Annotated in this window: 26 protein-coding genes; 13 read left to right on the forward strand and 13 right to left on the reverse strand. The window is 67.5% G+C overall.

Annotation, left to right across the window (positions count from 1 at the left end; translation table 11 throughout):
* Nucleotides 1–31: 31 nt before the first annotated feature.
* The 3 genes from AC6CHY_RS12125 to AC6CHY_RS12135 all read right to left on the reverse strand — a co-directional run bounded on the left by AC6CHY_RS12125 (nt 32) and on the right by AC6CHY_RS12135 (nt 3,699).
* A complete protein-coding gene (locus AC6CHY_RS12125) occupies nt 32–652 on the reverse strand; it encodes a hypothetical protein (protein WP_217388226.1) in 621 nt (206 codons plus the stop codon).
* Between the two features lie 281 nt (nt 653–933).
* Complete coding sequence (locus tag AC6CHY_RS12130) at nt 934–2,298, reverse strand: MFS transporter (protein ID WP_254455861.1); 1,365 nt, start codon at nt 2,296–2,298, stop codon at nt 934–936.
* A gap of 171 nt (nt 2,299–2,469) precedes the next feature.
* Nucleotides 2,470–3,699, reverse strand: coding sequence for an MFS transporter (locus AC6CHY_RS12135; RefSeq protein WP_498226863.1), 1,230 nt, complete (start codon nt 3,697–3,699; stop codon nt 2,470–2,472).
* Between the two features lie 212 nt (nt 3,700–3,911).
* On the opposite strand from AC6CHY_RS12135, the gene AC6CHY_RS12140 reads away from it, so the two are divergent.
* Nucleotides 3,912–6,218, forward strand: coding sequence for an FdhF/YdeP family oxidoreductase (locus AC6CHY_RS12140; protein WP_498226894.1), 2,307 nt, complete (start codon nt 3,912–3,914; stop codon nt 6,216–6,218).
* Between the two features lie 15 nt (nt 6,219–6,233).
* On the opposite strand, the gene AC6CHY_RS12145 is transcribed toward AC6CHY_RS12140, so the two are convergent.
* Both AC6CHY_RS12145 and AC6CHY_RS12150 read right to left on the reverse strand, forming a co-directional pair.
* Nucleotides 6,234–7,148, reverse strand: a complete 915-nt coding sequence (locus AC6CHY_RS12145; RefSeq protein WP_498226864.1) for a DUF4389 domain-containing protein — start codon at nt 7,146–7,148, stop codon at nt 6,234–6,236.
* Between the two features lie 71 nt (nt 7,149–7,219).
* Entirely contained in the window at nt 7,220–8,251 is a 1,032-nt protein-coding gene (locus tag AC6CHY_RS12150) for an NAD(P)-dependent alcohol dehydrogenase (RefSeq protein WP_498226865.1), read from the reverse strand.
* Nucleotides 8,252–8,347: 96 nt separating this feature from the next.
* Between AC6CHY_RS12150 and AC6CHY_RS12155 the strand changes: the two genes are divergently transcribed.
* Nucleotides 8,348–9,025 carry a TetR/AcrR family transcriptional regulator gene (locus AC6CHY_RS12155; protein WP_217388222.1) on the forward strand — a complete coding sequence of 226 codons (678 nt, stop codon included), beginning with the start codon at nt 8,348–8,350 and terminating at the stop codon, nt 9,023–9,025.
* Here the strand turns inward: AC6CHY_RS12155 and AC6CHY_RS12160 are convergent.
* Entirely contained in the window at nt 9,022–9,480 is a 459-nt protein-coding gene (locus AC6CHY_RS12160) for an arsenate-mycothiol transferase ArsC (protein WP_498226866.1), read from the reverse strand. The genes AC6CHY_RS12155 and AC6CHY_RS12160 overlap by 4 nt on opposite strands.
* A gap of 2 nt (nt 9,481–9,482) precedes the next feature.
* Nucleotides 9,483–9,869: an ArsR/SmtB family transcription factor gene (locus tag AC6CHY_RS12165; RefSeq protein WP_217388220.1), complete on the reverse strand. Its 387-nt coding sequence runs from the start codon at nt 9,867–9,869 to the stop codon at nt 9,483–9,485.
* Between the two features lie 193 nt (nt 9,870–10,062).
* Between AC6CHY_RS12165 and AC6CHY_RS12170 the strand changes: the two genes are divergently transcribed.
* The 5 genes from AC6CHY_RS12170 to pstS all read left to right on the forward strand — a co-directional run bounded on the left by AC6CHY_RS12170 (nt 10,063) and on the right by pstS (nt 14,454).
* Nucleotides 10,063–11,508: an FAD-dependent oxidoreductase gene (locus AC6CHY_RS12170; protein WP_498226867.1), complete on the forward strand. Its 1,446-nt coding sequence runs from the start codon at nt 10,063–10,065 to the stop codon at nt 11,506–11,508.
* Between the two features lie 128 nt (nt 11,509–11,636).
* A complete protein-coding gene (locus AC6CHY_RS12175) occupies nt 11,637–12,281 on the forward strand; it encodes a hypothetical protein (protein WP_498226868.1) in 645 nt (214 codons plus the stop codon).
* Nucleotides 12,278–12,754, forward strand: coding sequence for a hypothetical protein (locus AC6CHY_RS12180; RefSeq protein ID WP_217388217.1), 477 nt, complete (start codon nt 12,278–12,280; stop codon nt 12,752–12,754). The genes AC6CHY_RS12175 and AC6CHY_RS12180 overlap by 4 nt, the downstream gene beginning before the upstream one ends.
* Complete coding sequence (locus tag AC6CHY_RS12185) at nt 12,718–13,071, forward strand: hypothetical protein (protein ID WP_498226869.1); 354 nt, start codon at nt 12,718–12,720, stop codon at nt 13,069–13,071. The genes AC6CHY_RS12180 and AC6CHY_RS12185 overlap by 37 nt, the downstream gene beginning before the upstream one ends.
* Nucleotides 13,072–13,323: 252 nt before the next feature.
* Entirely contained in the window at nt 13,324–14,454 is a 1,131-nt protein-coding gene (gene pstS / locus AC6CHY_RS12190) for a phosphate ABC transporter substrate-binding protein PstS (RefSeq protein WP_498226896.1), read from the forward strand.
* An 88-nt stretch (nt 14,455–14,542) separates the two neighbouring features.
* Here the strand turns inward: pstS and AC6CHY_RS12195 are convergent, their stop codons facing one another.
* From AC6CHY_RS12195 to AC6CHY_RS12210, 4 genes are all read right to left on the reverse strand, one after another.
* A complete protein-coding gene (locus tag AC6CHY_RS12195; protein ID WP_217388215.1) occupies nt 14,543–15,583 on the reverse strand; it encodes a hemolysin family protein in 1,041 nt (346 codons plus the stop codon).
* Nucleotides 15,580–16,920 carry a hemolysin family protein gene (locus AC6CHY_RS12200; RefSeq protein WP_217388214.1) on the reverse strand — a complete coding sequence of 447 codons (1,341 nt, stop codon included), beginning with the start codon at nt 16,918–16,920 and terminating at the stop codon, nt 15,580–15,582. Before AC6CHY_RS12200 ends, AC6CHY_RS12195 begins: the two co-directional genes overlap by 4 nt.
* Before the next feature lie 249 nt (nt 16,921–17,169).
* On the reverse strand, nt 17,170–17,835 hold the full coding sequence (locus AC6CHY_RS12205; protein ID WP_217388304.1) for a potassium channel family protein: 666 nt from the start codon (nt 17,833–17,835) through the stop codon (nt 17,170–17,172).
* Nucleotides 17,836–17,860: 25 nt separating this feature from the next.
* Entirely contained in the window at nt 17,861–19,228 is a 1,368-nt protein-coding gene (locus AC6CHY_RS12210; RefSeq protein WP_498226870.1) for a TrkH family potassium uptake protein, read from the reverse strand.
* 171 nt (nt 19,229–19,399) lie between these two features.
* On the opposite strand from AC6CHY_RS12210, the gene AC6CHY_RS12215 reads away from it, so the two are divergent.
* Nucleotides 19,400–20,617 carry an amidohydrolase gene (locus tag AC6CHY_RS12215; protein WP_217388213.1) on the forward strand — a complete coding sequence of 406 codons (1,218 nt, stop codon included), beginning with the start codon at nt 19,400–19,402 and terminating at the stop codon, nt 20,615–20,617.
* 152 nt (nt 20,618–20,769) lie between these two features.
* Nucleotides 20,770–20,898, forward strand: coding sequence for a hypothetical protein (locus AC6CHY_RS12220; RefSeq protein ID WP_256449130.1), 129 nt, complete (start codon nt 20,770–20,772; stop codon nt 20,896–20,898).
* 120 nt (nt 20,899–21,018) lie between these two features.
* On the opposite strand, the gene AC6CHY_RS12225 is transcribed toward AC6CHY_RS12220, so the two are convergent.
* Both AC6CHY_RS12225 and AC6CHY_RS12230 read right to left on the reverse strand, forming a co-directional pair.
* Complete coding sequence (locus AC6CHY_RS12225; RefSeq protein WP_217388212.1) at nt 21,019–21,903, reverse strand: uracil-DNA glycosylase family protein; 885 nt, start codon at nt 21,901–21,903, stop codon at nt 21,019–21,021.
* A gap of 171 nt (nt 21,904–22,074) precedes the next feature.
* Nucleotides 22,075–22,704 (reverse strand): uracil-DNA glycosylase family protein, encoded by a 630-nt coding sequence (locus AC6CHY_RS12230; protein WP_498226872.1) that lies wholly within the window; start codon nt 22,702–22,704, stop codon nt 22,075–22,077.
* Nucleotides 22,705–23,071: 367 nt separating this feature from the next.
* On the opposite strand from AC6CHY_RS12230, the gene rpsP reads away from it, so the two are divergent.
* The 4 genes from rpsP to trmD all read left to right on the forward strand — a co-directional run bounded on the left by rpsP (nt 23,072) and on the right by trmD (nt 25,329).
* Complete coding sequence (gene rpsP / locus AC6CHY_RS12235) at nt 23,072–23,485, forward strand: 30S ribosomal protein S16 (protein ID WP_217388303.1); 414 nt, start codon at nt 23,072–23,074, stop codon at nt 23,483–23,485.
* Between the two features lie 3 nt (nt 23,486–23,488).
* Complete coding sequence (locus AC6CHY_RS12240; protein WP_407610025.1) at nt 23,489–23,728, forward strand: RNA-binding protein; 240 nt, start codon at nt 23,489–23,491, stop codon at nt 23,726–23,728.
* 237 nt (nt 23,729–23,965) lie between these two features.
* On the forward strand, nt 23,966–24,511 hold the full coding sequence (gene rimM / locus AC6CHY_RS12245) for a ribosome maturation factor RimM (protein WP_217388209.1): 546 nt from the start codon (nt 23,966–23,968) through the stop codon (nt 24,509–24,511).
* A gap of 5 nt (nt 24,512–24,516) precedes the next feature.
* Complete coding sequence (trmD, locus tag AC6CHY_RS12250; protein ID WP_217388208.1) at nt 24,517–25,329, forward strand: tRNA (guanosine(37)-N1)-methyltransferase TrmD; 813 nt, start codon at nt 24,517–24,519, stop codon at nt 25,327–25,329.
* The last annotated feature ends 81 nt before the right edge of the window (nt 25,330–25,410 follow it).

The following is a 25,410-nucleotide window of genomic DNA, read 5'->3' on the forward strand; positions in this document are numbered from 1 at the left end:
AAGAGCCCGTTGAGGGGAGAGCCCCAGGCCGTCAATCGGCGGGATTCGCGACCTGCAGTGGCGTCTGCGCCGGGGCCCCGTGGCGCCGCCAGAGGAAGAATCCGAGCACGACGATGGCAACCGAGAGAAGCAGTCCCGTGGCCGGCACCTGCACGAAGAGCGGGACGAACGAGACCAGTGCGCCCGCGAGGAGAAGTCCCGCGGCGTATCGCGGATAGACGGGGGCACGGAGTGTCGCAATGGCGAAGAGAACCCAGCCGACGGCGGCGAGCAGGAAGGAGAGTGCGAATCCCGTGAATCCCAGCTCTCCGGTCGCCAAATCGGGGGCCTGGACCGCCAGGTCGGGGACCACGAAGAACTCGAACCAGAGCGCCCCCACGCTCAGCGCGGTCCCGGCGAAGGCGAGCAGGAATCCGGCAAAGCCAAGAATCCCCGCGGCCCGGGACTCACTGGCGTACAGCCCGGTCAACCCGAGCAGCAGCAACACGGTGCCGAGCAGGTAGAAGCCAAACACGATTCTCTGTGAGGCGCCGCCGGCCGCTTCGGCGGCCTCCAGGTCGACCACCAGGCTCATCACATCCCCGATGACGGAAAGAACCCCTGCCGCGATAGCGGCCAAACCGGCTAACCGGAGCAGCTTCTCAGATGACATGGAACGGTACCTCTCGACGTCATTGTCGGAATCCGAACCGTACGCTGCGAGCCATCGGCTGGCAGCGTCCGTTGCGCCGACCATACAGTTCCAGCCCATGGGCTGGCAAGATTTCCCGAAGACCGATTAAGGGCCGCCGCGGGGCTGGAGACGTTGCCCCCATTGGGAACCTGCGCGGGTCGGCGGGGGATCTGATTGGGGGCACGGGGCGTGGTTCACGGAATCCGCCGGGAGCCATGCCGTCAGGCACGGTCCGCCGGGGTCGGTGGCGCGTCAAGCGCCTAGGGGTCGTACATGGGACCGGGAGTTTCGTCGCTTTCCAGCGGCTTGAGTTCCTCGTCCCCGAGGTAGAGGTTGGTGCCGGTGCGGTCCTTGAGAGTGATCGTGGCGACCAGCGAAACCGCGACGAGCAGGAACAGGTAGGTCGACACCGCGACCGTGGTGTTGAACGAGCCCACGAGGGCGGTGGCGATGGTGGGGGCAAACGCCCCGCCGAGCACCGCGCCCAGGGCGTAGCTGATGGAGGAACCGCTGAGCCGGATGCGGGCGGGGAACAGCTCGGCATAGAGGGCCGGCAGCGGCCCGTAGGACAGGCCCATCACCGCGCCGAAGACGATCAGCGCCAGGGCAACCATGGCGATGTCCCCGGTGTCGATGAGCAGGAAGAGCGGGTAGAGCCAGACGAGCATGGCGACCCAGCCGATGATGTACATCTTGCGCCGGCCGATGCGGTCCGAGGCCACCCCGGAGACCCAGGTGGAGACCAGCCAGGCCACCGAGCCGATAGTGATGATGTTCAGGATGGTGCCGGCGTCCAGTCCCAGGCGCTTGGTGGCGTAGCCGAGAATGAAGCCGCCGGTGAGCATGTAGCCGGCGGCGTTGTTGCCCATGAAGACCAGCGTGGCCTGGACGACCTTGCCGGGGTGGTGGCGGAAGAGGGTGGCCAGCGGCGCAGTCTCGGTCTGCTTCGTGGCCTCCATCTGGTGGAAGACCGGAGACTCCTCGACCCGGGTGCGGATGTAATGCCCGATCAGGATCAGCACGAAGCTCAGCAGGAAGGGCACCCGCCAGCCCCAGGCCAGGAACTGCTCCTCGGTCAGCGCCGCGGCGAAGATCGCCGTGACCCCGGCAGCCAGCAGCATGCCGGCGGGAACACCCAGCTGCGGGAAGGCCCCGAACTTGCCGCGGCTTTGGGCCGGGGCATGCTCGACGGCCATCAGCGCCGCCCCGCCCCACTCGCCGCCGGCGGAGAATCCCTGGACGATGCGCAGGAACACCAGCAGGATCGGAGCCCACACCCCGATGGTGGCGTAGGTGGGCAGCACGCCGATCAGGGTGGTGCCGGCACCCATCAGGATCAACGTGATGATCAGCACGACCCGGCGCCCGTAGCGGTCCCCGATCCTGCCCATCACCACCGCGCCGAAGGGGCGGAAGAGGAAGCTGATGCCCACGGTGGCGAACGAGACGATCGAGGCGAGCGTGCCCTCCAGCCGCGAGAAGAACAGCGGGGCCAGGACCAGGGCGGCGGCGTTGGCGTAGATGAAGTAGTCGTACCACTCGACCGTGGTGCCGATCATGGTGGCCCCCGCCACCCGGCGCTGTTCGGGGGTCATCCGCTGGGAGGCCGTCGGTGTGGTGCCCATGAGCATTCCTTTGTCCGGGGATGAGGGTCCCGGGTCCGGTGGGCCGCGGTGCCACTCGCCTAATGCTCACATTGTAGGACTTCCCCCACCCTGGGGCGAGGGTTGCCGAAGCCCGGGAAAAGCGCCCATGAAATGGGGTTCCCCGCACCGGCTTTCGGCTCCCGGGTGGCCTCAGGCCGAGGCCCGCCGGTTGCGCCGGCGCCGGCGCAGGACCAGGTACAGCCCGAGTCCCACGCAGAGCAGGTAGATCCCGGCGACGGCCGTCCACCCCAGCGCAAAGCCGCCGGCCGAGCCGACAAGGGTCCCCATGACCAGCGGGCCAACCGTGAAGCCGCCAAACTGCCCTGCGGTGACCATCCCGGTGGCCATGCCCATCGAGGAGGACGGGACGCTGCGCACCACCGCGGCCATCAGCACCACCGAGACCCCCAGCGCAGAGGCCCCGTGCAGGGCCACGGCCAGCCACAGCAGCGGCGCCGACCCGGTGGCGCCGGCGGCCAGGAACACCCCGGCCCCGGCGAGCGCCAGGCCCGCCAACAGCAGCAGGAGCGGCGGGGCTGCCATGCCGCGGGACATCATCCGTCCCCACCCCACGCGCGCGGCCACGCCGATCGCCCCGGCCGCAGCGGCTGCCACGCCGCCGAGCACCAGGGAGAAGTCGAGTTCGCGCACCGCATAGAGCGAGAGGTAGACGTTGGTGGCCTGCACGCCCATGCCGTTGACGAAGCCGAAGGCGGCGAGCGCCCAGATCAGGAACCTGGTGCTCGGCGCTGCCGGGGCCGGGCCGCCGGCGGGCAAGTCGCCCACGGGTATCGGGACCCTGGGCAGCAGCGGGACGGCCCTGAGCACGCGCAGCGCCACCACGCCCAGCAGCACCGCGGCCGCGGCACCCGCTCCGCTGGCCCCGTGCCAGCCGATCCAGGCGGCCAGGGCGGGGAAGCCGAGGCTTGCCACCAGCTGGCTGACCTGCACGCCGGATTGCTTGATGCCGATCCAGCCGATGCGCTGTTTTTCCGGGACGCGTTCGGCCAGGATGCGGTTGGTGACGCCGTTGGGGAAGGACTGGGCAAGTCCGGCAAGGCCCGAGGCCACCAGCAGCAGCACGTAGCCGCCGGGGATCGCGGCGAGCAGCAGGGACAGCGTGGCCAGTGCGAAGACCAGCGCCAGCAGGCGCGAATCGGGCTGCCGGTCGGTGAAGCGGCCAAATGCCGCATTGCCGATAGCCCCCGCGCCGAAGCAGACTGTGGCGAGCAGGCCGAATTGCGCCTCGCTGATTCCCAGTTCGGTGATGACCAGCGCGCTGACGGCGCTCAACCCGTAGGTCAGCAGGGGGCCGATGCCGACGGCGACCAGCAGGATCGCCAGCAGGGAGTATCCGGGCCGCCCGGCGGGTTCCTTCATCCAGGCTCTCCTCAAGTCAGTATGGCATTCCGGGGGATCCCGGTCACCGGGCTCCAGTGTTTCACATCGGCGGCCGGTGACCGGTTCCGCGTCAGAGACCTTGAATGCCTCCCTGCCCGGTGCTAGACCTGAAGGCACGTGGCACCGGCACCGGCGCCGGCGCGGATTCCAACCGGGCCGCAGGCGGTCCAACGAAGGGGGACCTGGTTCTCATGGCAGGCAAGCCGCTGAAGGACGACGTCACCGACGAGGGGCTGGTGGTGGGCCCGCCCAAGCGCAGCGCGGGGGGACTGCCGGGCCTGCTGGCGTCCATTCCGCTGGCCCTGGGGGAGATGGGCCCGCGGCGGGCGGCCGGCACGCTGCTTCACATGAACCAAAAGGACGGCTTTGACTGCATGAGCTGCGCCTGGCCCGATCCGCCGCACCGCAAGGTCGCCGAGTTCTGCGAGAACGGGGCCAAGGCGGTGGCCTGGGAGGCCGACCCGCTGAAGGTGCCCACCGCGTTCTGGGCGGGGCACCCGGTCTCCGAGCTCAGGGAACGCAGCGAATATTGGCTCGGGCAACAGGGCCGCCTGGTCGAACCGGTCTACAAGCCCGCCGACAGCGAACACTACCGCCCGATCTCCTGGGAAAACGCGTTCGGCCTGATCGCCAGGGAACTGCACTCGCTGGCTTCCCCCGACGAGGCGACCTTCTACACCTCGGGCCGGGCCAGCAACGAGGCTGCCTTCATTTACCAGCTCTTCGTGCGGGCGTTTGGCACCAACAACCTGCCCGACTGCTCGAACATGTGCCACGAGTCCACGGGCGTGGCCATGACCGAAAGCATCGGGGTGGGCAAGAGCGCGATTGCGTACGGGGACTTCGCCAAGGCCGACCTGATCATCATCATGGGGCAGAACCCCGGCACCAACCACCCGCGCATGCTCACCGCGCTGGAGGAGGCCAAGGCGGCCGGGGCCTCCATCGTGGCGATCAACCCGCTGCCGGAGGCCGGGCTGATCAACTTCAGGAACCCGCAGCGCCCGCGCGGCCTGGTCGGGCGGGGCACGGACCTGGCCGATGCCTACCTGCAGATCCGCCTGGCCGGGGACATGGCGCTGATGCAGGCGCTGGCCAAGCGGGTCTTCGAGGCCGAGGACGCCGCTCCCGGCTCGGTGCTGGCCCACGACTTCCTGGAGGAGCACTGCATCGGGCTTCAGGCCTACCGGGACCACCTGTCCACCCTGGAGGAGGCCGACGTGCTGGCCGCCACCGGCCTGGACAGCACGCAGATCGACGACCTGGCCCGGCGCTACCTGCTGGCCGACCGGGTCATCATCACCTGGGCCATGGGCCTGACCCAGCACACCAAGGCGGTGGACACGATCAAGGAGATCATGAACGTGCTGCTGCTGCGCGGGAACATCGGGCGCCCGGGCGCCGGCCCCTGCCCCATCCGCGGGCACTCCAACGTCCAGGGGGACAGGACCATGGGCATCTGGGAGCAGATGCCGCGCCCCTTCATGGACAGGCTGGCCGCCGAGTTCCACTTCGACCCGCCGCGGGAACGCGGGTGCGACGCGGTGCAAAGCATCCAGGGCATGGCCGAGGGGCGGATCAAGGTGCTCATCGCCCTGGGCGGGAATCTGGTCCACGCCATTTCCGACACCAACGCGGCCCAGGAGGCCATCGCCTCCACGCGGCTCTCGGTGCAGATCTCCACCAAGCTCAACCGCTCCCACGCCTACACCGGGGCCGCCGCCCTGATCCTGCCCACCCTGGGGCGCAGCGACGTCGACGTGCAGAAATCCGGGGTCCAGTTCGTCACCGTGGAGGACACCGTCTGCGCGGTGCACGCCTCCCAGGGCCGGGTCATGCCCGTCTCCGACAAGATGCTCTCGGAGGTTGCCATCATTTCGCGCCTGGCCCGCCGGGTGCTGGGGCCCGAGCACCCCTTCGCCTGGGAGGAATTCGAGGAAGACTACGACACCATCCGCGAGCATATTTCGAACGTGGTGGACGGCTTCGAGGACTTCAACGCGAAGGTGCGCCGTCCCGGCGGCTTCGTCCTTCCCCACCCGCCGCGGGACGAACGGCGCTTCCCGACCCCCAGCGGCAAGGCGGTGATCACCGTCAACGAGCTGGCGACCATCCAGCTGCCCAAGGATCGGCTGATCCTGCAGTCCCTGCGCTCGCACGACCAGTTCAACACCACCACCTACTCGCTGAACGACAGGTACCGCGGGGTGCACAAGGGACGAAACGTCATCTTCGTGAACCCCGAGGACCTCGCCGCGCTGCACCTTACCGACGGCGGCTACGTGGACGTGCACTCCGAAGTCGGCGACGGGGTGGATCGGGTGCTGCGCGGATTGCGGATCATTTCCTACCCCAGTGCCCGCGGCTGCGCGGCGACGTATTTCCCCGAGGCCAACGTGCTCGTTCCGCTGGCCGCGACGGCCCTGGGGTCGAACACCCCGGTGTCCAAGGCAACCATCGTGCGCCTGGAACCCGCAGTGGCGCCGGACTTCGGCTAGCGGGGCCGGGCGCCCCTACCGGGAAGGCGCCGGCTCCTCGGGTCCCTGGTCCAGGCGGAACGGCGGATAGGCATCGGTCAGCAGGGCCGTGTAGGCCACGGTCCGCTGGATCCAGCGGTTCAGCCCCAGCAGCAGGTCGAACAGCCCCTGGCGATACGTGCCGGTGAAAAGCAGGATGGCGCCGGCGACCAGCACCAGCACGCCGAGCAGCGAGATGCCGGAGGCGTCCGTTGAATCGGTGGACCACGTTCCCCCGGACAGCGCAGCGATGACCAACAAGTGCGGCAGCGCGAGCAGCCAGGACTTCACCAGCACCTTCCAGCGCGAAAGCCGTGTCGGATAGGCGACATCGAATTGGGCGGCATAGGGCGCACGCGCCAGGGTGAACGGCGGATAGCTGTCGGTGCCCAGCACCCCGAAGGCGTAGAAGGACACCCGCCATTGCCAGCGCAGCACCCCGACGCAGTACTGGAACCACGCGGCGGGATAGCGCCCGGTCGCCAGGATCACCAGGCCGGCCGCGATGCTCACCACCGGGAAGGCGATCCACAGCAGGAATAGCACCAGCACGTGCGGGATCGCCAGGATCCACTTAACCAGCCACTTCCAGCGCGAAAGACCCGGGTCGAGGTGCCCGGACAGTCGCACGGGACTTACCTGGCCCGGCCCCGGTTGGCCGGTCTCCTGCGGGGCGCCTTCCGCGATGCCCCGGCCCAGCCCCGTGGCGCCGAGGAGGATGGCCGCGATGCCCAGGCCCGTCCCGGCCAGGACGGCCGCGAGGGCCAGTTCAAGGTCGGGGAGGGCACCGATGGCCAGGGATCCGAGGGAGGCGAGAACCAGCAACGCCCCCATCAGGAGCAGGGCCAGGTGGATCCCGGGCATGTGCCCGGCGGAGGGGGAATCTGCGGTGGGTGCTGGTTGGGTGGTCATGGCGTTCGGCTTTCACGATGCGAAGTGGATGGGGCGGGTGTCCGGGGGTGGTTGGGAATGGGTGGCGAAAGCTAGATGATGATGGCGATCTTGCCGCGCGTCTTGCCCGCCACCAGGTGTTCCATGGCCTCGGGCGCCTGGGCCAGCGGGAAGGACCTGTCGATGTGCGGGTTCACGGCGCCGGACTCCACGAACGTCGCCAGTTCCTGAAGGTCGGTGGCACGCTGTGCGGAGCCCAGCATTGCCAGGCGCTGGCCAATGAACGGCGAAATCGCCACGGCCCGGAACTGCCTGCCCATGCCCAGCCACCTTCCGGTGCCCTCGCCGCCCACGATCACCGCGGTGCCCCCGGGCGTCAGTGCGCGGCGCAACCGGCCCAGGCTCGGGTTCCCGGCAATGTCCACGATCAGGTCGTAGCGCCGGGTTCCGTCGGCAAAGTCCTCCCGGCTGTGGTCGATGGCGTGATCGGCACCCAGTTCAAGGACCAGGTCCTGCTTGGCGGGCCCCGCGACGCCCGTGACCTCGGCTCCCAGCGCCTTGGCCAGCTGCACGGCGTAGCTTCCGACCCCGCCCGAGGCCCCGGTGACCAGGACCCGCTGGCCCGCAGCAAGGCGCCCCATGCGCAGTGCCTGGAGTGCGGTCGCGCCCGACACCGGCATCACCGCCGCCCGGGCGAAGTCGAGGCTTGCGGGTTTCGGGGCCAGCCGGTCCTCCCTGGCCACCGCGTACTGGGCGAAGGTTCCCCTCCCGAAGCCGTAGACCGCATCGCCCACGGCAAAACGGGTAACGGCGGATCCGATCGCCGCCACGGTTCCGGCCAGGTCGAGGCCGGGCACCGGGTTGCGGGGCGCGCGGATGCCCAGTGCCAGGCGCACGAGCAGCGGCGTGCCCGTCATGACGTGCCAGGTGCCCCGGTCCAGGCCGGCGGCGTGCACCCGCACGAGGACCTCGTGGTCGCGGGGAAGCGGGACGGAGAGGCGTGCCTCGTGGAGCACCTCGGCATTCCCATAGCGTTCCTGCGCGATGGCACGCATCGACCCCTCGGGCCGCATGCCGGCAACCGTTTCGGGATCTCGTGCTGGATGTCGCTCGGCGCCGTTCATGGCGTTTCCTTCCGGTATGCAAGGCCTCGCCAGTCGATACCTTACTTAGTACGAGAGCTTAACTTACAAAGTACGAAAATGCGATAGGATCGGGCCATGAAATCCAGGGAAAAAGAGGATAAATTACCGGCGCGGATCCCGCTCAGCCGGGAACGGGTGCTCACCTGCGCCGTTTCGATTGCCGACCGGGACGGCATCGGGGCACTGACCATGCGCTCGCTGGCGGCGGCGCTGGAGGTGAAGCCCATGTCCCTCTACTACTACGTTGCGAACAAGGGCGAGATCCTGGACGCTATCGTCGACATGGTCTATGCGGAGATCGACGTCCCCTCGGCCGACGGGGACTGGGACGATGAAATGCGCCGCCGCGCGGCCTCGGTGCGCGACGCGCTGGGCCGCCACCCCTGGGCCATCGGGTTGCTGGAGTCGCGCACCGCGCCGGGTCCGGCGACGCTGCGCCACCACGATGCGACCCTTGGCGTCTTGCGCGGCGCCGGGTTCTCGGTGAAGGCCGCTGCCCATGCCTATGCCCTGCTGGACAGCTACACCTACGGTTTTGCCATGCAGGAGGCCGCGCTTCCCTTCAACGGCCCCGACACCGCCGCGAGCATTACCGATCCGATCGTGCAGTTGTTTGCCACCGGGCAGTATCCGCACCTGATGGAAATCGCCACGGAACACGTGCTGCAGCCGGGATACGACTTTGGCGACGAATTCGCGATCGGCCTCGAGTTGATTCTCGAATCCCTGTCGCGCTGGATCGGCCGGGACTAGGCTCCCCGGCCCGCCTCGCGGCCCGTGCTGCCCAGCAGCCGGGCCGCCAGGTCCTTCACGCGGGCGTGGATGTCATCGCGCACCAATTCCATGCGCTCCCGGCCCTCGATGCCGCGGGCGCTCGGTTCATCGGTTTCCCACGTTTCCACACGGACCCCGTCGAGTGCCGGAACCTTGGCCTCGGCGCCCAGGACCACCACCAGGCCGGCCTCGCGCATGTGCTCCTCGGTCAGCGCCTTTGGCCGCTCGGCACTGATGTCGACGCCCAGGTCCGCCAGCACCTCCGCCGAAAGGGCATTGATTGCCGCCCCCGGCCTGGTGCCCGCCGAGCTGACGGTTACGTCGTTGCCGGCCTCCAGCCTCATGAGCCCGGCCGCCATCTGTGACTTGCCGCCGTTCTTGACGCAGACGAACAGGACCGCCGGATTCCTGGGTGTGCGTGCGCTCTCTTCCATGTTCATGCCTTCGGTGCGAGTGTTGCGGCCAGGGAGTCCAGGGCGCCGGGAACCAGCGAGTAGTACGCCCAGACGCCGCGCTTCTCGCGGTTCAACAGCCCGGCCTCGACCATGATCTTCAGGTGGTGGGAGACGGTGGGCTGGCCCAGTCCCAAGGGCTCGGACAGGTCGCAGACGCAGGTCTCGGCCTCGGGAGACGAGGAGACAATCGACAGGATACGCAGCCGGTTGGGGTCGGCGAGCGCCTTGAAACGCGCCGCGAGGGCCTCGGCCGCGGCGGCTTCGAGGGCTTCCTGCCCGTGGGCGGGAACGCAACAAGGGGAGTTCGTGTCGCCGGCGGAGACCAAGGCGGTTTCCTCGCGGGCATTGATGGCAACCGTTGTGGACATGTGGCATCCGTCGCTTTCTTTTCGACTCCGCAGCGGAGATTGACAATCGTCGATATAGGCAAGGATACTCAATATATCGACGTTCGTCGATATATTATTTCCGGAGAGGGACGGCCCCGAAGTCCACCTCCACGCCCGCCGACGCGGACCACATCACCGCCAAGCCGTCGACTCCCCAATGAAGGAGAACCCCATGAACGAGACCTACCCGGTGATTGTCATCGGCGCCGGACCCATCGGGCTGGCCGCCGCGGCACACCTGCTCGAACGCGGGCAGGAGGTCCGCGTGCTCGAGGCAGGGCGCGGCCCCGGTGCGGCCATCCGGCAGTGGGGGCACATCAGGCTCTTCTCCACCTGGCGCTGGAACATTGATGCGGCGTCCCGTCGGCTGCTGGAAACCCCCGTGGACGGCTACGCCGGGGATTGGCAAGCACCGCGCGAAACCCGGCTCCCCACCGGCGCGGAATTGGTTGAGGAATACCTCGAGCCGTTGGCGGCCCACCCGAGGATCGCGCCCACGATCAGTTATGGGCACCGCGTCACCGCCATCACCCGGATCCAGCCCGACGGTGGGGGGATTGACAAGGCGCGCACCCACGGCCGCGACGGCTCCCTCTTCCTGGTGCGCACCGCCACCGCATGGGGCCCCGAGGACCTGCTGGCCCGGGCCGTCATCGACGCCTCGGGAACCTGGGGGAACCCCAACCCCGTGGGCCGCTCCGGCATCGAGGCGAACGGCGAGGCCGAAGCCCGGGCAACGGGCTTCGTCACCTCCCCGCTTCCCGATCCGCTGGGGGCGGGCCGAGAGCATTTCGCCGGCAAGACCGTCCTGGTGCTGGGTTCCGGCCACTCCGCTGCCAACACATTGATCAGCCTGGGCCGGCTGCGCCAGCGGCACCCCGACACCCGAATCCTGTGGGGCCTGCGCGGGGTTGCCAACCCCATCCGCCTCTACGGCGGCGGGGCGGCGGACGAACTGCCCGCCCGCGGCCAGCTGGGCACTTCCCTGCGCCGCTTTGTCGAAAACGGCGACATCTCGATTCTTGAAAACGTTTCAATCTCCAGCCTTGGGCGCGGCGACAGACTCGAAGTCGGCCTCGCCGACGGACGGATGCTGGAGGTCGACCTGGTGGTGCCCTCCACAGGGTTCCGCCCCGAGCTTTCCATGCTTTCGGAACTTCGCCTGGATCTGGATGAAATCGTGGAGGCCCCGCGCAAGCTCGGCCCGCTCATCGATCCGGAGTTCCACAGCTGTGGCACGGTCTCCGCCCACGGGGAACGCATCCTGGCCCATCCCGAATCCGACTTCTACATTGCGGGCATGAAGAGCTACGGGCGTGCCCCGACCTTCCTCATGGCCACCGGATACGAGCAGGTGCGCTCGATCGCCGCCTCGCTGGCCGGGGACCGGGACGCCGCCGACAATCTCGAACTGCAGCTACCCGAAACCGGCGTCTGCTCCACCGACCTGGGCGGTTCCTGCGACTCCCCGGCGACCGGGGAACAGGCCGCCGGATGTACTGCGCCGACGCCCGAGGCCGAGGCGGAATCATGCTGCGGGCCGCAACCGGTGTCCATCGGATTCGCCACCGGAACGCTGCACGGCCACGCCGAACTGGTGGGCGACCAGGGCAAGTAGCCAGGGTTTCCGGAGCCGGGTTGCCGAGGTCCTGGTTCAATTTGCCTGCACCGAAGTCAATCGAGGTTTTCATCGGGCTGCCGACTTTCGGAGTCCAAACTGTCGGTGCGCTTTTCTAGACTGGGTTCATGGCAACGTCGTCATCGGGCCCGGGTTCCGGCAGCATCACAGATGCTGTTCGTACCGATGTGCTGCCGGATGAGCTGTCCTACGGTGCGTTGGTGGGCCGCGGCCTGGACATGGACGCGTTCCTTGCCGAGTACCTCGCCCTGACCGGGGTGGACGGGATCCGCACGGTGACACTGGCGCTGGGCCGGACCCCCATTGAGGTCGAGCCATTCGAGATGGTCGAGGGGATCGGCGCGCTGGAGTCCCTGAAATCCTGCGCCGGCGCCGTGCAGGCCGAAATCACCTGTGCCCACGTGGATGCCGTCACCTCGGACCGCGCCGAGCGCGGGGTGCGCCAGAAGCACCCGGAGTGGGGCATCGGTGCCGATGTAGCCATGGCGCGGCACGAGTCCCCGCGTTCCGGGGTTGAGTACGTGAACTTCTGCCGGCTGCTCGTCTCCGGGCTGCCCTTCACCCTGCAGGGACTGAAATACGGGGTGGTCAATGCGGCCGAGGCGCAGATCATCTACCGCGAAACGCGGCACCTGGACCCGGCGGCCAGGGGGAGATCGACGCCCGTCTGTTCACCGACCTTCACACCTGCTTCGGGCTTGGCGGGACGAAACTTGCCTCGATGGTCCGGCACTGGGCCCTGGCCTACGTGAGCGACAAAGAGACGGACCTGGCAGCCAAGGCGATGAAGGATCGCTACGTCAACATCTATCCGCTCGACGCGCACCGGATGAAGCTCGTCGGAATACTGCCCACCGAATACGGAGTGGCGATTGCCCAGGTCCTCGCCCGGGAAACCGGCCGCGCACAGGCCGCAGGCGACGGGCGCAACTGTGCCCAAGTCGCCGCCGACACCGTGCTGGAAGCGCTGACCGGCGTCAGCGATCCCGCCAGCTTTCCCGTGCAATTGGGCGTGGTGATGACCGACCGGACGCTATTCCAGGGGCATCCCGAACCGGCGTACTTGCAGGGCTACGGCATCATATCCGCCCAAAAGGCACGTGAGCTGTTCGCCGGGAATCCGGCCAACCCGCTCGATTCCTTGGTCCGCGCCTCTATACCGCTCCGGGCACCGGAGACCTGGTCGCCATGGACCAGAAGACCCGCCTGTTTTCCGGCGGGCTGAAACAGTTCATCAACGTGCGCGACCAGTTCTGCCGCACCCCGTACTGCGGCGGCCGGATCCAATACCTTGACCACGTCGTCCAATCCGCCCGCGGCGGGGCGACCCGGGCGGAGAATGCCAGTTCACGGTGCGCCTGGTGCAATGCGACCAAGGAGGCACCCGGTTGGGAGGAATCCCCGATCCCCGGGGACAGGCATACGCTGCGGGTCACCACCTCCAGCCGCCACGTCCACACCTCCACTGCACCGCGGATGCCCGGCACCGACTACTACCGGGTGCATCCGGTATCCGCGCCGCCACCCCGTCGGCGGCAGTAGGCGGCGTCAGGACTGTCGCATCGACTTTGGTCGCCGCGTTGGGCCAGCGTTCTGGGCATAACCGTTGACCGCTGGGTATTACCTAGTTGACGTGGTGTCTTTGGTATTTTCGTCGCCCTGGATAGTTCCTGCTTAATAGAACTCACCGCCTGCAAGTTCAGTTGGCGGACAGCGGGCGAGTTATGGTCGACTAGGTTCTGATCATTTGTTGTTAACCAGGAGGACTCCTTGCCGCACCAGGCTGAAAACCCGATGGCCGCCGTGCCCGTATTCCATGCCCTGCCAAAGCGGCGGATTGCGGCGGTTCTTGGCCTCGGCCTGGTGCTCACCGGCTGCGGCGCCGACTACCCGCTGGGCGAAGCACAACGCCAGGCGGCGGAGAACAACACCTCCAACCTCTCGGGCACCGTCACCGGCGGCGGCTCCAGCGCACAGAACTCCGCCATGAACGCCTGGATCGGCGGATTCGCCACGATGCACCCCAAGGTGCAGGTGCAATACGCCTCGGTGGGCTCCGGTGCGGGACGCGCGGGCCTGTTGGCCGGCGCCACCAACTTCGCCGGCTCCGACGCCTACCTGAAGGAATCGGAAGTGGCCCGCTCCCAGGAGACCTGCGGGCCGGAAGGCGCCATCAACATCCCCACCTACATCTCGCCGATTTCCGTCGCGTTCAACCTGCCGGGCATCAAGGAACTGAACTTCGATGCCGCGACCATCGCGAAGATCTTCAGCGGCAAGATCACCTCGTGGCAGGACCCCGCCATCGAGGAACTGAACCCCGGCGTTTCCATCCCCGATGTCCCGCTGACGGCCGTCGCCCGCTCGGACGACTCGGGCACCACCGAGAACTTCACCGACTACCTGCACGCCGCCGCCCCCGATAACTGGACGCATGACCCCTCCGGCTCTTGGCCCGGCGGGCTGGGCAGCGAGCAGGCGCAGGGAAACTCCGGCGTCGTGACCACGGTGGCCCGCACCGAGGGCGCGGTGACCTATGCCGATGACTCGCTCGTTGACAAGACCCTGGGCAAGGGAAAGCTGCGCGTGGGCGATTCCTTCGTGGCGGTCAGCGGCGAGTCGGCGGCCATTGCCGTCACCGCCTCGCACCGGGTCCCCGGCCGCGGCGCCAACGACATTGCCCTGGAACTTGACCGTGGCACCACCAAGCCCGGAGCCTACCCGCTGGTCCTGGTCTCCTACTTCATCGTCTGCAGCGGCTACACCGATCCGAACACGGTGGAGTTGGTCAAGGCCTTCGGCCACTACGTCGTCAGCGACGAGGGCCAGCAGGTCGCCGCCGATTCGGCCAAGAGCGCGCCGATGCCCAAGGAACTTGCCACCGAGGCAGCCGCGGCGATCGATTCGATCACGCTGCGCCGGTAAATCCCCCCCGGCACCGGAACGAACGAAAACGGCCCATCCCCGATCGGGAGATGGGCCGTTCTCGCTGCCGCAGCGGCGGTGGGGTTGCCTAGGCGCTGGTGGCGTCCTGCACCTCGCCGACCAGTTCCTCGATGATGTCCTCCAGGAAGAGCACGCCGGTGGTGGCGCCCTCGGCGTCAAACACGCGGGCCACGTGGGATCCGCTGCGGCGCATGGCCGCCAGCGCATCCTCCAGCTCGCTTCCGCCGAAGACGGAGGCCAGGGTCCTGATGCGCTTGGCCGGGACCGCGGCGGCGAAGGCCTGCGGGGTGGTGAGGTCCATGACGTCCTTCAGGTGCAGGTAGCCGGACGGTTCGCCTTCCGGATTCACCAGGATGTAACGGGAATAGCCGTGCCTGGCCACCGTTCGCTGGATGTCGGCCGGGGAGGATTCCTGGGGAAGCAACACGATGGCCCCGATCGGCACCTCGACGTCGGAGACCTTCTTGGAGGTGAACTCGAACGCCTTGCCCAGGGTGCCGCTGGCGTCGGAGAGCACCCCGTCGCGCGTTGACTGCTCGACGATGCCCGCCACCTCGTCGAGGGTGAAGGCGCTGGTGGCCTCGTCCTTGGGCTCGACCTTGAAGAGCCGCAGCACGGAGTTCGCGATGCCGTTCAGCGTCCAGATCACCGGCTTGAAGATGCGGGCCACCAGCACCAGCGGGGGAGCCAGCAACAGGGCGGCGCGCGTGGGCACCGAGAAGGAGATGTTCTTCGGGACCATCTCGCCGATGACCACGTGCAGGAAGGTGACCAGCAGCAGAGCGGTGATGAAGGCGATCACGCCGATGGCCTCGGCCGAGAGCGTGGTGAACCCCAGCGGGATTTCCAGCAGGTGGTGGATCGCCGGCTCGGAGACGTTCAGGATGACCAGCGAGCACACGGTGATGCCCAGCTGGCTGGTGGCAAGCATCAGCGTCGCGTGCTCCATGGCCCACAGCGTGGTCTTGGCCGCCTTGGAGCCGGCCTCCGCCTTGGGCTCGATCTGCGAGCGGCGGGCGGAGATCACGGCGAACTCGGCGCCGACGAAGAACGCGTTGATGACCAGCAGCACCACCAGCCAGATGATTCCGGGTAGGTACTCGCTCATCGACTCTGCTCCAGGGTGGTCTCGTCCGCGGCCGGGTTCCCGGGCGTCGGGTCGGGGGTGAATTTCAGGCGCTGGACGTGGGTGCCCACGACCCGTTCGACGCGCAGCGTGCCGCCGTCAAGCTGGACCTCATCCCCGGGCTCCGGAATCCTGTCCAGCTCGTCGGCGACGAAGCCGGCCACGGTGTCGTAGTCCTCGCCGTCGGGCACGGAGATGCCGGTGCGGTCCAGCAGCTCGTCCGGGCGCAGCGACGCATCGAAGGTGACCGAGCGCCCGGTCGTCAGCACGCCGACACGGGCACGGTCGTGCTCGTCCTCGAGCTCGCCGACGAGTTCCTCCACGAGGTCCTCGAGGGTGACGATGCCGGCGGTTCCGCCGTGCTCGTCCGAGACGATGGCTACCTGCAGGCCGTGCTTGCGCAGGCGCCCCAGCAGCGAGTCGACGCCCATGGATTCGGGCACCATCAGCGGCGCGCTCATCAGTGCGGTGGCGGCCACGGTGCCGCGGGCCTCCAAGGGGATGGCGAACGCCTGCTTGAGGTGCACGACGCCCAGGATCTCGTCGCGGTCCCGCCCGATGACGGGGAAGCGGGAGAACCCGGTGAGCGTGGCGGTCTTGACGATGTCCTGCGCGCTGGCCGTCGCCTCGACGGCGATCATGCGCACGCGCGGGGTCATCACGTCGGCCGCGGTGTGGTCGGAGAAGCGCAGCGTGCGGTGCAGCAGCGTCGCGTGGTCGGTATCCAGCATGCCCTCCAGCGCGGAGCGGCGGACTAGGGAGCTGAGCTCCTCGGCTGTCCGCGCCCCGGAGAGCTCCTCCTTCGGCTCGATGCCGAAGGAGCGGATGATGGAGTTGGCGGTGTTGTTGAACAGCAGGATCACCGGCTTGAACACCGCGGTGAAGGCCGCCTGGAAGGGCACCACCACCTTGGCGGTGGCCAGCGGGAGTGCCAGGGCGAAGTTCTTGGGCACCAGTTCGCCGATCACCATGGAGAACACGGTGGCCAGGAAGATGCCGATGACTGCGCCAATGCCAGGGACCACGGACGAGGGGACGCCGGCGCCCAGCAGGGGGCCGCGCAGCAGCGAGCTGATCGCTGGCTCGAAGGTGTAACCGGTCAGCAGCGTGGTCAGGGTGATCCCGAGTTGGGCGCTGGAGAGATGTGTCGAGGTGATCTTCAGGGCCTTGATGGTGGTGCCCAGGCGCTTTTCGCCGCGCTCGGCGCGGGCCTCGAGTTCGTGCCGGTCGAGGTTGACCAGGGCGAATTCGGAGGCAACGAACAATCCGGTGCCAACCGTGAGGACCAGGCCGATGCCGATCATGATCCACTCATACATGGAGGCGCCCCTCTCCGGTGGTTGTCGGATTCAATCCGGCGCAGCGGCGGAGGGGCAAGGGCATGTGGGAAGGGGGGTCATCCATAGTACCTATAGACTCTAGCGGATCCGGGGGCGCCGGTTATTCGCCTCCGGGTCCGCCGCCCGAACCCCGTTTGCCTGCCTGGGCGGCCAGCTGCGCGCCATTGCGCCTTTGGCGCCCCGTTTCCCGGGGCCGGTCCGCGGAGAATCTTCCAAGGCAATTCACAGTTAAAGCAGCGCGGCGAAGCGTTCGGCGGCAGCAGTCGCCCCGGCCACGATGATCTCGTCGTCCTCGAGCAGCACGGTTTGGGTGGTGGTGTAGTCCCAGTCGCTGTCCTGCCGCTTCACGGCCACGACGGTGACATGGTGCCTGGCCCTGATCCCGGTGTCTCCCAGGGCCTTGCCCACCGCTTCCTTCGGCGGGCGGGTCTTGACCATCGCGAAACCGTCCTCGAATTCGACGTAGTCGAGCATGGCGCCGCGGACCAGGTGCGCCACGCGGCGCCCCATGTCTTGCTCGGGGCGGATCACGTGCTCCACGCCGAGCTGCTCGAGGATCTGGCCGTGGGCCGCACTGACCGCCTTGGCCCAGATCGTGGGCTTCTTGAAGCGCAGCAGGGCCGAGGTGGTTAGGATGCTGGCCTCCAGGTCGCTGCCGATGCCGACCACCGCCCGGTCGAAATCGTGCACCGAGAGCTGGCGCAGCACCTCCTCCTTGGTGGAGTCGGCGCGCACCACGTGGGTGAGCCGCCCGTTGAACGACTGGACGATGTCCTCGTCGTTGTCGATGCCCAGCACCTCGGTGCCGGCCGCGGCCAGCTCCAGGGCCAGGGCCCCGCCGAAGCGCCCGAGCCCGATGACAACCACCGAGTTGGCCTCGGCGATGCGTTCCATCGACTTGGGGGTGAACAGATGGTGCTTAGCCAATGAGTGGCCTCTCTTTCGGGAATTCGTACATCACGGGACGGGCGCGCAACGCGAGCGCGGAGGCCAGCGTCACCGGACCCAGGCGCCCGATGAACATCAGGAACACCAGCAGCAGCTGGCCCGCAGGGGGCAGGGAGACGGTGATGCCGGTGGACAGGCCCACGGTGGCGAAGGCGGAGATCGTTTCAAAGAGCAGCCGGTCCAGGCCGAAGTCGGTCATCAGCATCAGCGCCATGGTGGAGCCGATGACCAGCGCCACGGCCAGCAGCACGATGGTGATCGCCTGGCGGTGGACCGAACGCGAGAGGCGCTTGCCGAAGATGTTCACCGCGGTGCCGCCCTGGACCTCGGTGACCAGGATGAAGAACAACACGGCGAAAGTAGTGATCTTCAGGCCGCCCGCGGTGCCGGCCGGGCCGCCGCCAATGAACATCAGGATGTCGACGCCCAGCCAGGTGGCCGGATCCATTTGGCCGAAGTCCAGGGAGTTGAATCCGGCGGTGCGGGTCATGACGGACTGGAAGAACCCCGCCAGCAGCTTGTCAGCCGTGGACAGCACGCCCAGGGTCCTGGGGTTCGACCACTCGAGGGCGCAGATGAACACGGTGCCCGCGGCCAGCAGGACGGCCGTTCCAACGACAACCAGCTTGGTGTTCATGGTCCAGTGCAGCGGCCTGCGGTAGTGCCGCCCGAGCTCGAAGAGCACCGGGAACCCGAGGCCGCCGACGATGATGGCGGCGGCGATTGGCAGGCAGATCCACGGGTCGCCCACGAAACCCATCAGGCTGTCGCTGAAGAGTGCGAACCCGGCATTGTTGAATGCCGAGACGGAGTGGAAAACGCCGAGCCACAGGGAATGGCCCCACGGGTTGCCCAGCCCCGCGGCGAAGCGGACGGTCAGCGCCAGGGCCACGACCAGTTCGGTTGCCACGGTGATGCGCAGGACGCCCAGCAGCACCGAGCGCACGTCGCCGAAGCCCGTGCTCTTGGTTTCCGCCGCGGCCTGGATGCGCGACTTGAGCCCCAGCCGCCTGGCCATCAGCACCCCGAGCAGCGAGGCGAAGGACATAATGCCAAAGCCGCCGAGCTGGATCAGCACGAGGATCGCCACCTGCCCGAAGGGGGTCCAGTAGGTCGCGGTGTCGACGACCGCCAGACCGGTCACGCACACGGCGGAGGTGGTGGTGAACAGGGCCTCGAGGAATGCGGCGCCGCCGGTTCCGACCTTGGCGATCGGGAGCATCAGGACGGCGGTGCCCAGGGCAATCGCCGTTCCGAACCCGAGCGCGATGCCCTGGGCCGGATGCCGGGGGAGCAGTGCCCGGGCCAGGGCCCGGGACTTGCTGACGGTGAGGGGCATGGAACCCAGAATATGCGCTGCACGCCCGAATCCCCGGATCGGACCGCTGGTGCTCCCGAATCCGTGGCGTGCGGCCGCGGTGTTGCGGGGAATCCGGTGGCCGACACGCCCACGCGCGGCGACACGGCATTGCCATTCACTGTCGGGGATTGGGGTCATAGACTCGTGCCCATGAGCATCGACGTCGAGAACCTGTACCGCGACCTGCACGCCAACCCCGAACTTTCCTTCCAGGAACACCGCACGGCCGGGATTGTTGCCGGACACCTGCGTGAATTGGGACTGGACGTCCAGGAGGGCATCGGAGGCACCGGGGTGGTCGGGGTCCTGACGAACGGGCCCGGGCCCACGGTCATGCTGCGCGCGGACATGGACGGCTTGCCGGTCCTGGAGGCGACCGGCCTTGAATATGCCAGCACCGCCACGGGCAAAGACTCCGACGGACGTCCGGTACCCGTGATGCATGCCTGCGGCCACGACGTGCACGTCACCTGCCTGCTGGGTGCCGTGGAACGGCTGGCCGCCGAGCGCGGCTTGTGGTCGGGGACCCTAGTGGCGCTCTTCCAGCCGGCAGAGGAAGCCGGCGGCGGGGCCCAGGCGATGGTCGATGCCGGACTCTTCGACAAGGTGCCCGCGCCGGACGTGGTGCTCGGACAACATGTGGCGCCGTTCCCCGCCGGATGGCTCGGGCTGCGCCCCGGCGTTGCCATGGCCTCGGCCGATTCGCTGAACATCACCCTGCACGGATCCGGCGGGCACGGTTCGCGCCCCGAAACCACCGTGGACCCGGTGCTTTTGGCGGCCGCCGCCACCATGCGCCTGCAGGGCATCGTCTCGCGGGAAATTGCCGCCAGCGATCAGGCGGTGCTCACCGTCGGGCAGATCCATGCCGGCACCAAGAACAACATCATCGCTGCCCAGGCCACCCTGGGCCTGAGCGTGCGGACCTTTGACGAGAGTGTGCGCGCCAAGATGCTCAGTTCCATCGAACGGGTCGTGCGCGGGGAGGCCATGGCCTCGGGGTCACCCAGGGAACCGGTGATTACGCTGGAGGAACATTTCCCGCTGACCGTCAATGACCTCGATGCTTCCGCGCGGGTGACCGCGGCGCTCGTCGAGCGATTCGGTGCGGGGAAGGTCATTGACCCGGGTCCGGTGGCAGGCAGCGAGGATGTCGGTGTTCTCGCCACGGCGGCCGGCGTGCCCCTGGTGTACTGGCTGTTGGGCGGGGCGGACCCGGGCCTGTTCAAGAACTTCGATAGCACCGGCAGGATGCCCGAGGATATTCCGTCGAACCATTCGCCGCATTTTGCCCCGCTCATTCAGCCGACCCTCGACGTGGGCATCGAGGCCCTGGTGGCGGCAGCGCGGGTATGGCTTGCCGAGTGATCCTTGGCCCCGGCCCGGGATTCCCATGGTGCCGTGAGCGGAATCCGGCGAGGCCGGCCAAGTTCGCAGCAATACAGCGTATGGTGTGGCGGTAGGGGTACTTTCCCCTAACTTTTGGGATTGCCGAGCATTCCCAGCTAGGACGGCACAGAATGTCGAAGTCACCACGCAAGGCCGAGGCCAAGAAACCTTCCAAGTCCATCAAGGAGAAGCGCGCCGAAAAGCGCACGAAGTCGGCGGGCGAAACGATCCTTGATCCCGTACGCAAGGTCTCGAAATAACCGCCATGCGGCGTGGCTGATCGAATTGGCCACCTCGGGAACACGTGAAAATGCCTGTCCGTCGGAAGAACACTCTTCGACGGACAGGCATTTTCGTGCGCGGGTACGGCCCGCGGGGCGCTAGCGGATGCCGGCACCGCGGTAGACCCGGACCCAGGTGTCGGCCGTGACCCCAAGTGCCCGGCGCTGGCCGGCCACGTCCACCGTCAGCGTCACCCGCCATTCGGGGCTCGGCTGGAAGGCCTTGAGCAGCGGGCCATGCAGGGTCTGGTTGCCGTCACTGACCTCGATCACCCGGCGCAGGTGCTCCGGCCCAAGGTCCTCGGCCCGGACCATGGTCTCGCGGCGGGGACCGGCCGGGCCGCGGGGAGCCTGGACGATCTTGCGGGCCTCGCGCATGGCCTCCGAACGCCGGGCAATGCGTTCGGCCCGCTGGGCCGTGGTGCCGCTCAGTGAGAGCGGGGCGGGGGAGAAGCTGGGGATGGCAGTGATGCGTGAGACCGCCTGCGGGGATTTCTTGGCGACCTTGGCCCAGAATTCCTCCGGGCCCTTGCCCATCAGGATGACCGCCCGGAGATTGGGAACCAGGCGCAGCAGCTTGCCCATGGGATCGACTCCGGCGTTCTGCTCGGCACCCGTCAGGCGCCCGGAGGCGCCCTCGGCCCGGTACCAAGGGTAGGCGTGCCACAGCACGACTTCCTTGGCGTCGATCCCGGCCTCTTCCAGCAACGTGGCCAGTGCCTCGGCGGCGGCATTGTCATCCTCGGCGCAGACGATGTCCTCCCCGGCCTCGGCCCGGTTGGCGAGCTCGGGAGCCGGCATCAGGCACAAGATGGTGGCGTCGGTGCCGCCATGAAGGGGCGCGAAGAACGGAAGGGTCCCGGTGCCTCCTGGCGCATCGGCGCGGAGGTCCTGGACCAGGGAGTTCAGGGGTGCCACGTGTTCGGCCCACAACCCCGATTCCTGCGAGTTCCTGAATTCGGGGTCGTTCATTTTGCGGGGCATGAAGGGTTCTCTCATGAATCTTTCGAGGGGGTCGAGCCATAAGCATGGCACGGGCGGGAGTCGATCCCATACCCCCGGTGGCCCGACGTAGCGGGCGTCACTGGATTGTTTGTGGCCAGCCCATGGATTCGTGGAAGCCGGGATGCCGGCCGGCGGAGCAGCCGGGGAACGTCATGAGTCCTGCTGGCCTTCCCGTAGGCGATCGGCAATTCCTGCCCAGACTCGCTTCTGCTCCACCCTGTCAACGGTCCGCTTGGCACCCAGGGGATGAAGCGAACGCACGATGTGCAAGTCGGGGAATGCGGACTCCAGGTCCGGCAACACGGCGTCGGCGGCGTCCTGGGCCTTTCGTCCCAGGAGCAGCAGCATCTTCAGGTCCGTCATCAGGGCCATGACCTCCAGGAGCGCCCTTCCGCCTTCGAGCGACTGCTCCGGTGTCAGATCCCGCTTGGGGTCGATGCGCGGCCACGGATATCCGTTCCAGGGGCAGAAGTCCGCCGGGTCGATGCCGAACTCCGTCATCAGGTGGCGCTGGCGCTCCGCCGCCCGGTCCGGGTTCCTGACGCACAAGTACGTGGGCTCGTCGCTCGGCTCGCCCGCGTCGTTCAGGACGATCAGGGCAGGGGCATGGATCCCGCCGTGCCAGGGTGCGGCCAGCGGGAGCCGGACTCCGCCGGCATCGCCCAGACGTCCGATCAACTCGTTGAGCGGAGCCACGTGGGAGGCTCCGAGACCTGCGGCCTGCTCGTCCCAAAACGGGTCCCCGGGCCGGGCGCGTTTCCAGTTGTCTGCCAGTGCCATCGATTTCCCTGCCTCGCCATGTTTCCCCGGGAATTGAACGGTCCCGGAAGGACACAGAATATCTCACGTCGGTGCCTCGCCGAACGGTGCGGGCACGGCGATCATCCCCTTTGTCAGCGGAAATTGCGGGCGCATGTTTCCGCAGGTCCGGGCCGTGGTTGATGTGCAATCGGACACGGGTTCAGGGAATTGTGGTGACATGTCCGATCCGGCCAAAACTTTCTGGCATAATAGACAGGTACTCGATTTGATGTGGCCCCTCTCTCCGCGTTGAATCCTGTCCTTTTGAAGATCTGCGGTATGGCCCGCCCCACGGGTGCAGAAACAGGACTTCGCACATGTTGAGAAAACAGGAGTGACCACTACCGTGGCCGTTAAAATTCGTCTGAAGCGTTTCGGCAAGATCCGCGCCCCTTACTACCGTATCGTCGTCATGGATGCGCGCTCCAAGCGCGATGGCCGTGCGATTGAAGAAATCGGCAAGTACCACCCGACCGAAGAGCCTTCGTTCATCGAGGTCAAGTCCGACCGCGCGCAGTACTGGCTCTCCGTCGGCGCCCAGCCGACCGAGCAGGTTGCCGCGATCTTGAAGATCACCGGTGACTGGCAGAAGTTCAAGGGCATCGAAGGCCAGGAAGGCACCTTGCGCGTCAAGGAAGCCAAGCCGGCATTCGTTGTTCCGGAGAAGGGTTCGGTCATCCTGCCCGAGGCCATCACCAAGAAGGCCGAGAAGCCGGCTGCCGAGGCCGAGGTCGAGGCAGAAGCAACCGAGGCTGAGTAGCCAGTGCTCGTTGATGCGCTGGATCACCTGGTACGTGGCATCGTAGACACCCCTGAAGACGTGCAGGTTGCGTTGAAGGGGAATCGTCGCGGTGACATCCTTGAGGTGCGAGTGCACCCCGAGGATCTCGGTCGGGTCATTGGCCGTCAGGGTCGCACCGCCAAGGCGTTGCGCACCGTGATTGCCGCACTGGCGGAGGAACCGATTCGTGTTGACGTAGTTGACACGGACCGTCGTCGGTAGCCAGCCTCACCACACATTTTTTGTGTAGCTTTGGTCCCACGATCCATGACGGATCGCGGGACCAAAGTGCTTTAAGGCTCGGCGCGCCATGCGGCCACCAACGGCGCCGGGCCTGCAACCACCAAGTCGCACGTAAGATTGAAGCTAGAAAAGTGCCCAGGGACGCGAATCCCTTGAACGCACACCCCTGCCGGCGAAGGCCGGCAACCCACCGATTTGTACTCAAGGAGAAAACGCATGCGCCTCCAGGTCGCCCGCATTGGCAAGCCGCACGGTATCCGCGGAGAGGTGACGGTGCAGGTCCTCACCGACGCACCCCAAGACCGTTTTGTCCCGGGTGCCGTGTTCGAGGTCGAGCACCCTGCCTTCAAGCAGCTCACCGTCGAGGGCGCTCGCTGGAACAAGGAAATCCTGCTGCTGGCCTTCGAGGAGCTGCTTGACCGCAACGCCGCGGAGACGGTGCGCGGCGCCAAGCTGTTCATCGACACCGAAGAGGTCGAGGACGACGGCGAGGGCTGGTACGAGCACGAGCTCGTGGACCTCGAGGCACGCGTGGGCGACAAGGTCGTCGGCAAGGTCACCGCACTGCGCACCGGCAACGTCCAGGACCTGCTGGTAGTTGAATCCACCGAGGGCGACGAGATCTACGTGCCGTTCGTGGAGAGCATCGTGCCCGAGGTCAACATCGAGGGCGGCTACATCCTGATGACCCCGCCGGAGGGCCTGTTCGAGATCAACCGCGAGGACGCCGCGGGCACCGACGCGCCTGCAGAGGAAGCCTAGGCCCGATGCGCATTGACGTTGTCTCCATTTTCCCGGAGTACCTCGCGGCCCTGGACCTCTCGCTGATCGGCAAGGCCCGGCGGGAAAAGCTGCTGGACTTGAACGTGCACGACCTGCGCGACCACACCCACGACCGCCACCGCACCGTGGACGACACCCCGTACGGCGGCGGCGCGGGCATGGTCATGAAACCGGAGCCCTGGGGCGCGGTCCTGGACCGGATCGCCACCGAGTCCCCGGTTTCCCGCGCCGGCGGCAACAAGCCGATCCTCATCGTCCCCTCGCCCGCCGGGGCCGTCTTCAACCAGGACATGGCCTACGAGCTGGCGGAGGCCGAGCACCTGGCCTTCGCCTGCGGCAGGTACGAGGGCATTGACGAGCGGGTCCTGGAACACGCGGCCGAGGCATTCGACGTCCGCCCGGTCTCCATCGGCGACTACGTCCTCAACGGGGGAGAGGTGGCGGTCCTGGCCATGGTCGAGGCCATCGGCCGCCTGATCCCCGGGGTCATCGGAAACCCGGACTCCCTGGTGGAAGAGTCGCACTCCGACGGTCTGTTGGAGTACCCCGTGTACACCAAGCCCGGAACCTGGGAGGGCCGGGAGGTTCCCGAGGTGCTGCTCTCGGGCAACCACGGCAAGATCGCACGCTTCCGCCGCAACAAGCAGCTGGAGCGCACCGCGGCCCGCCGCCCGGACCTGATCGTGCAGCTGGATCCGGCCACGCTGAACCGCCACGACCGGGACACCCTCTGGCACAACGGCTTCGCCATCGTCGAGGGGCGCATCGTGCCCAAGGACGAGATCGCGCCCGAGTAGGGCCGCCCGGAAAATGTTGGGGCTGCCCCGCCTACCCACGGATGCGGGAAGGCGGGGCAGCCCCCTTTTCATCTGGCCCGG

The organism is Paeniglutamicibacter sp. GQ140, from assembly GCF_059759235.1.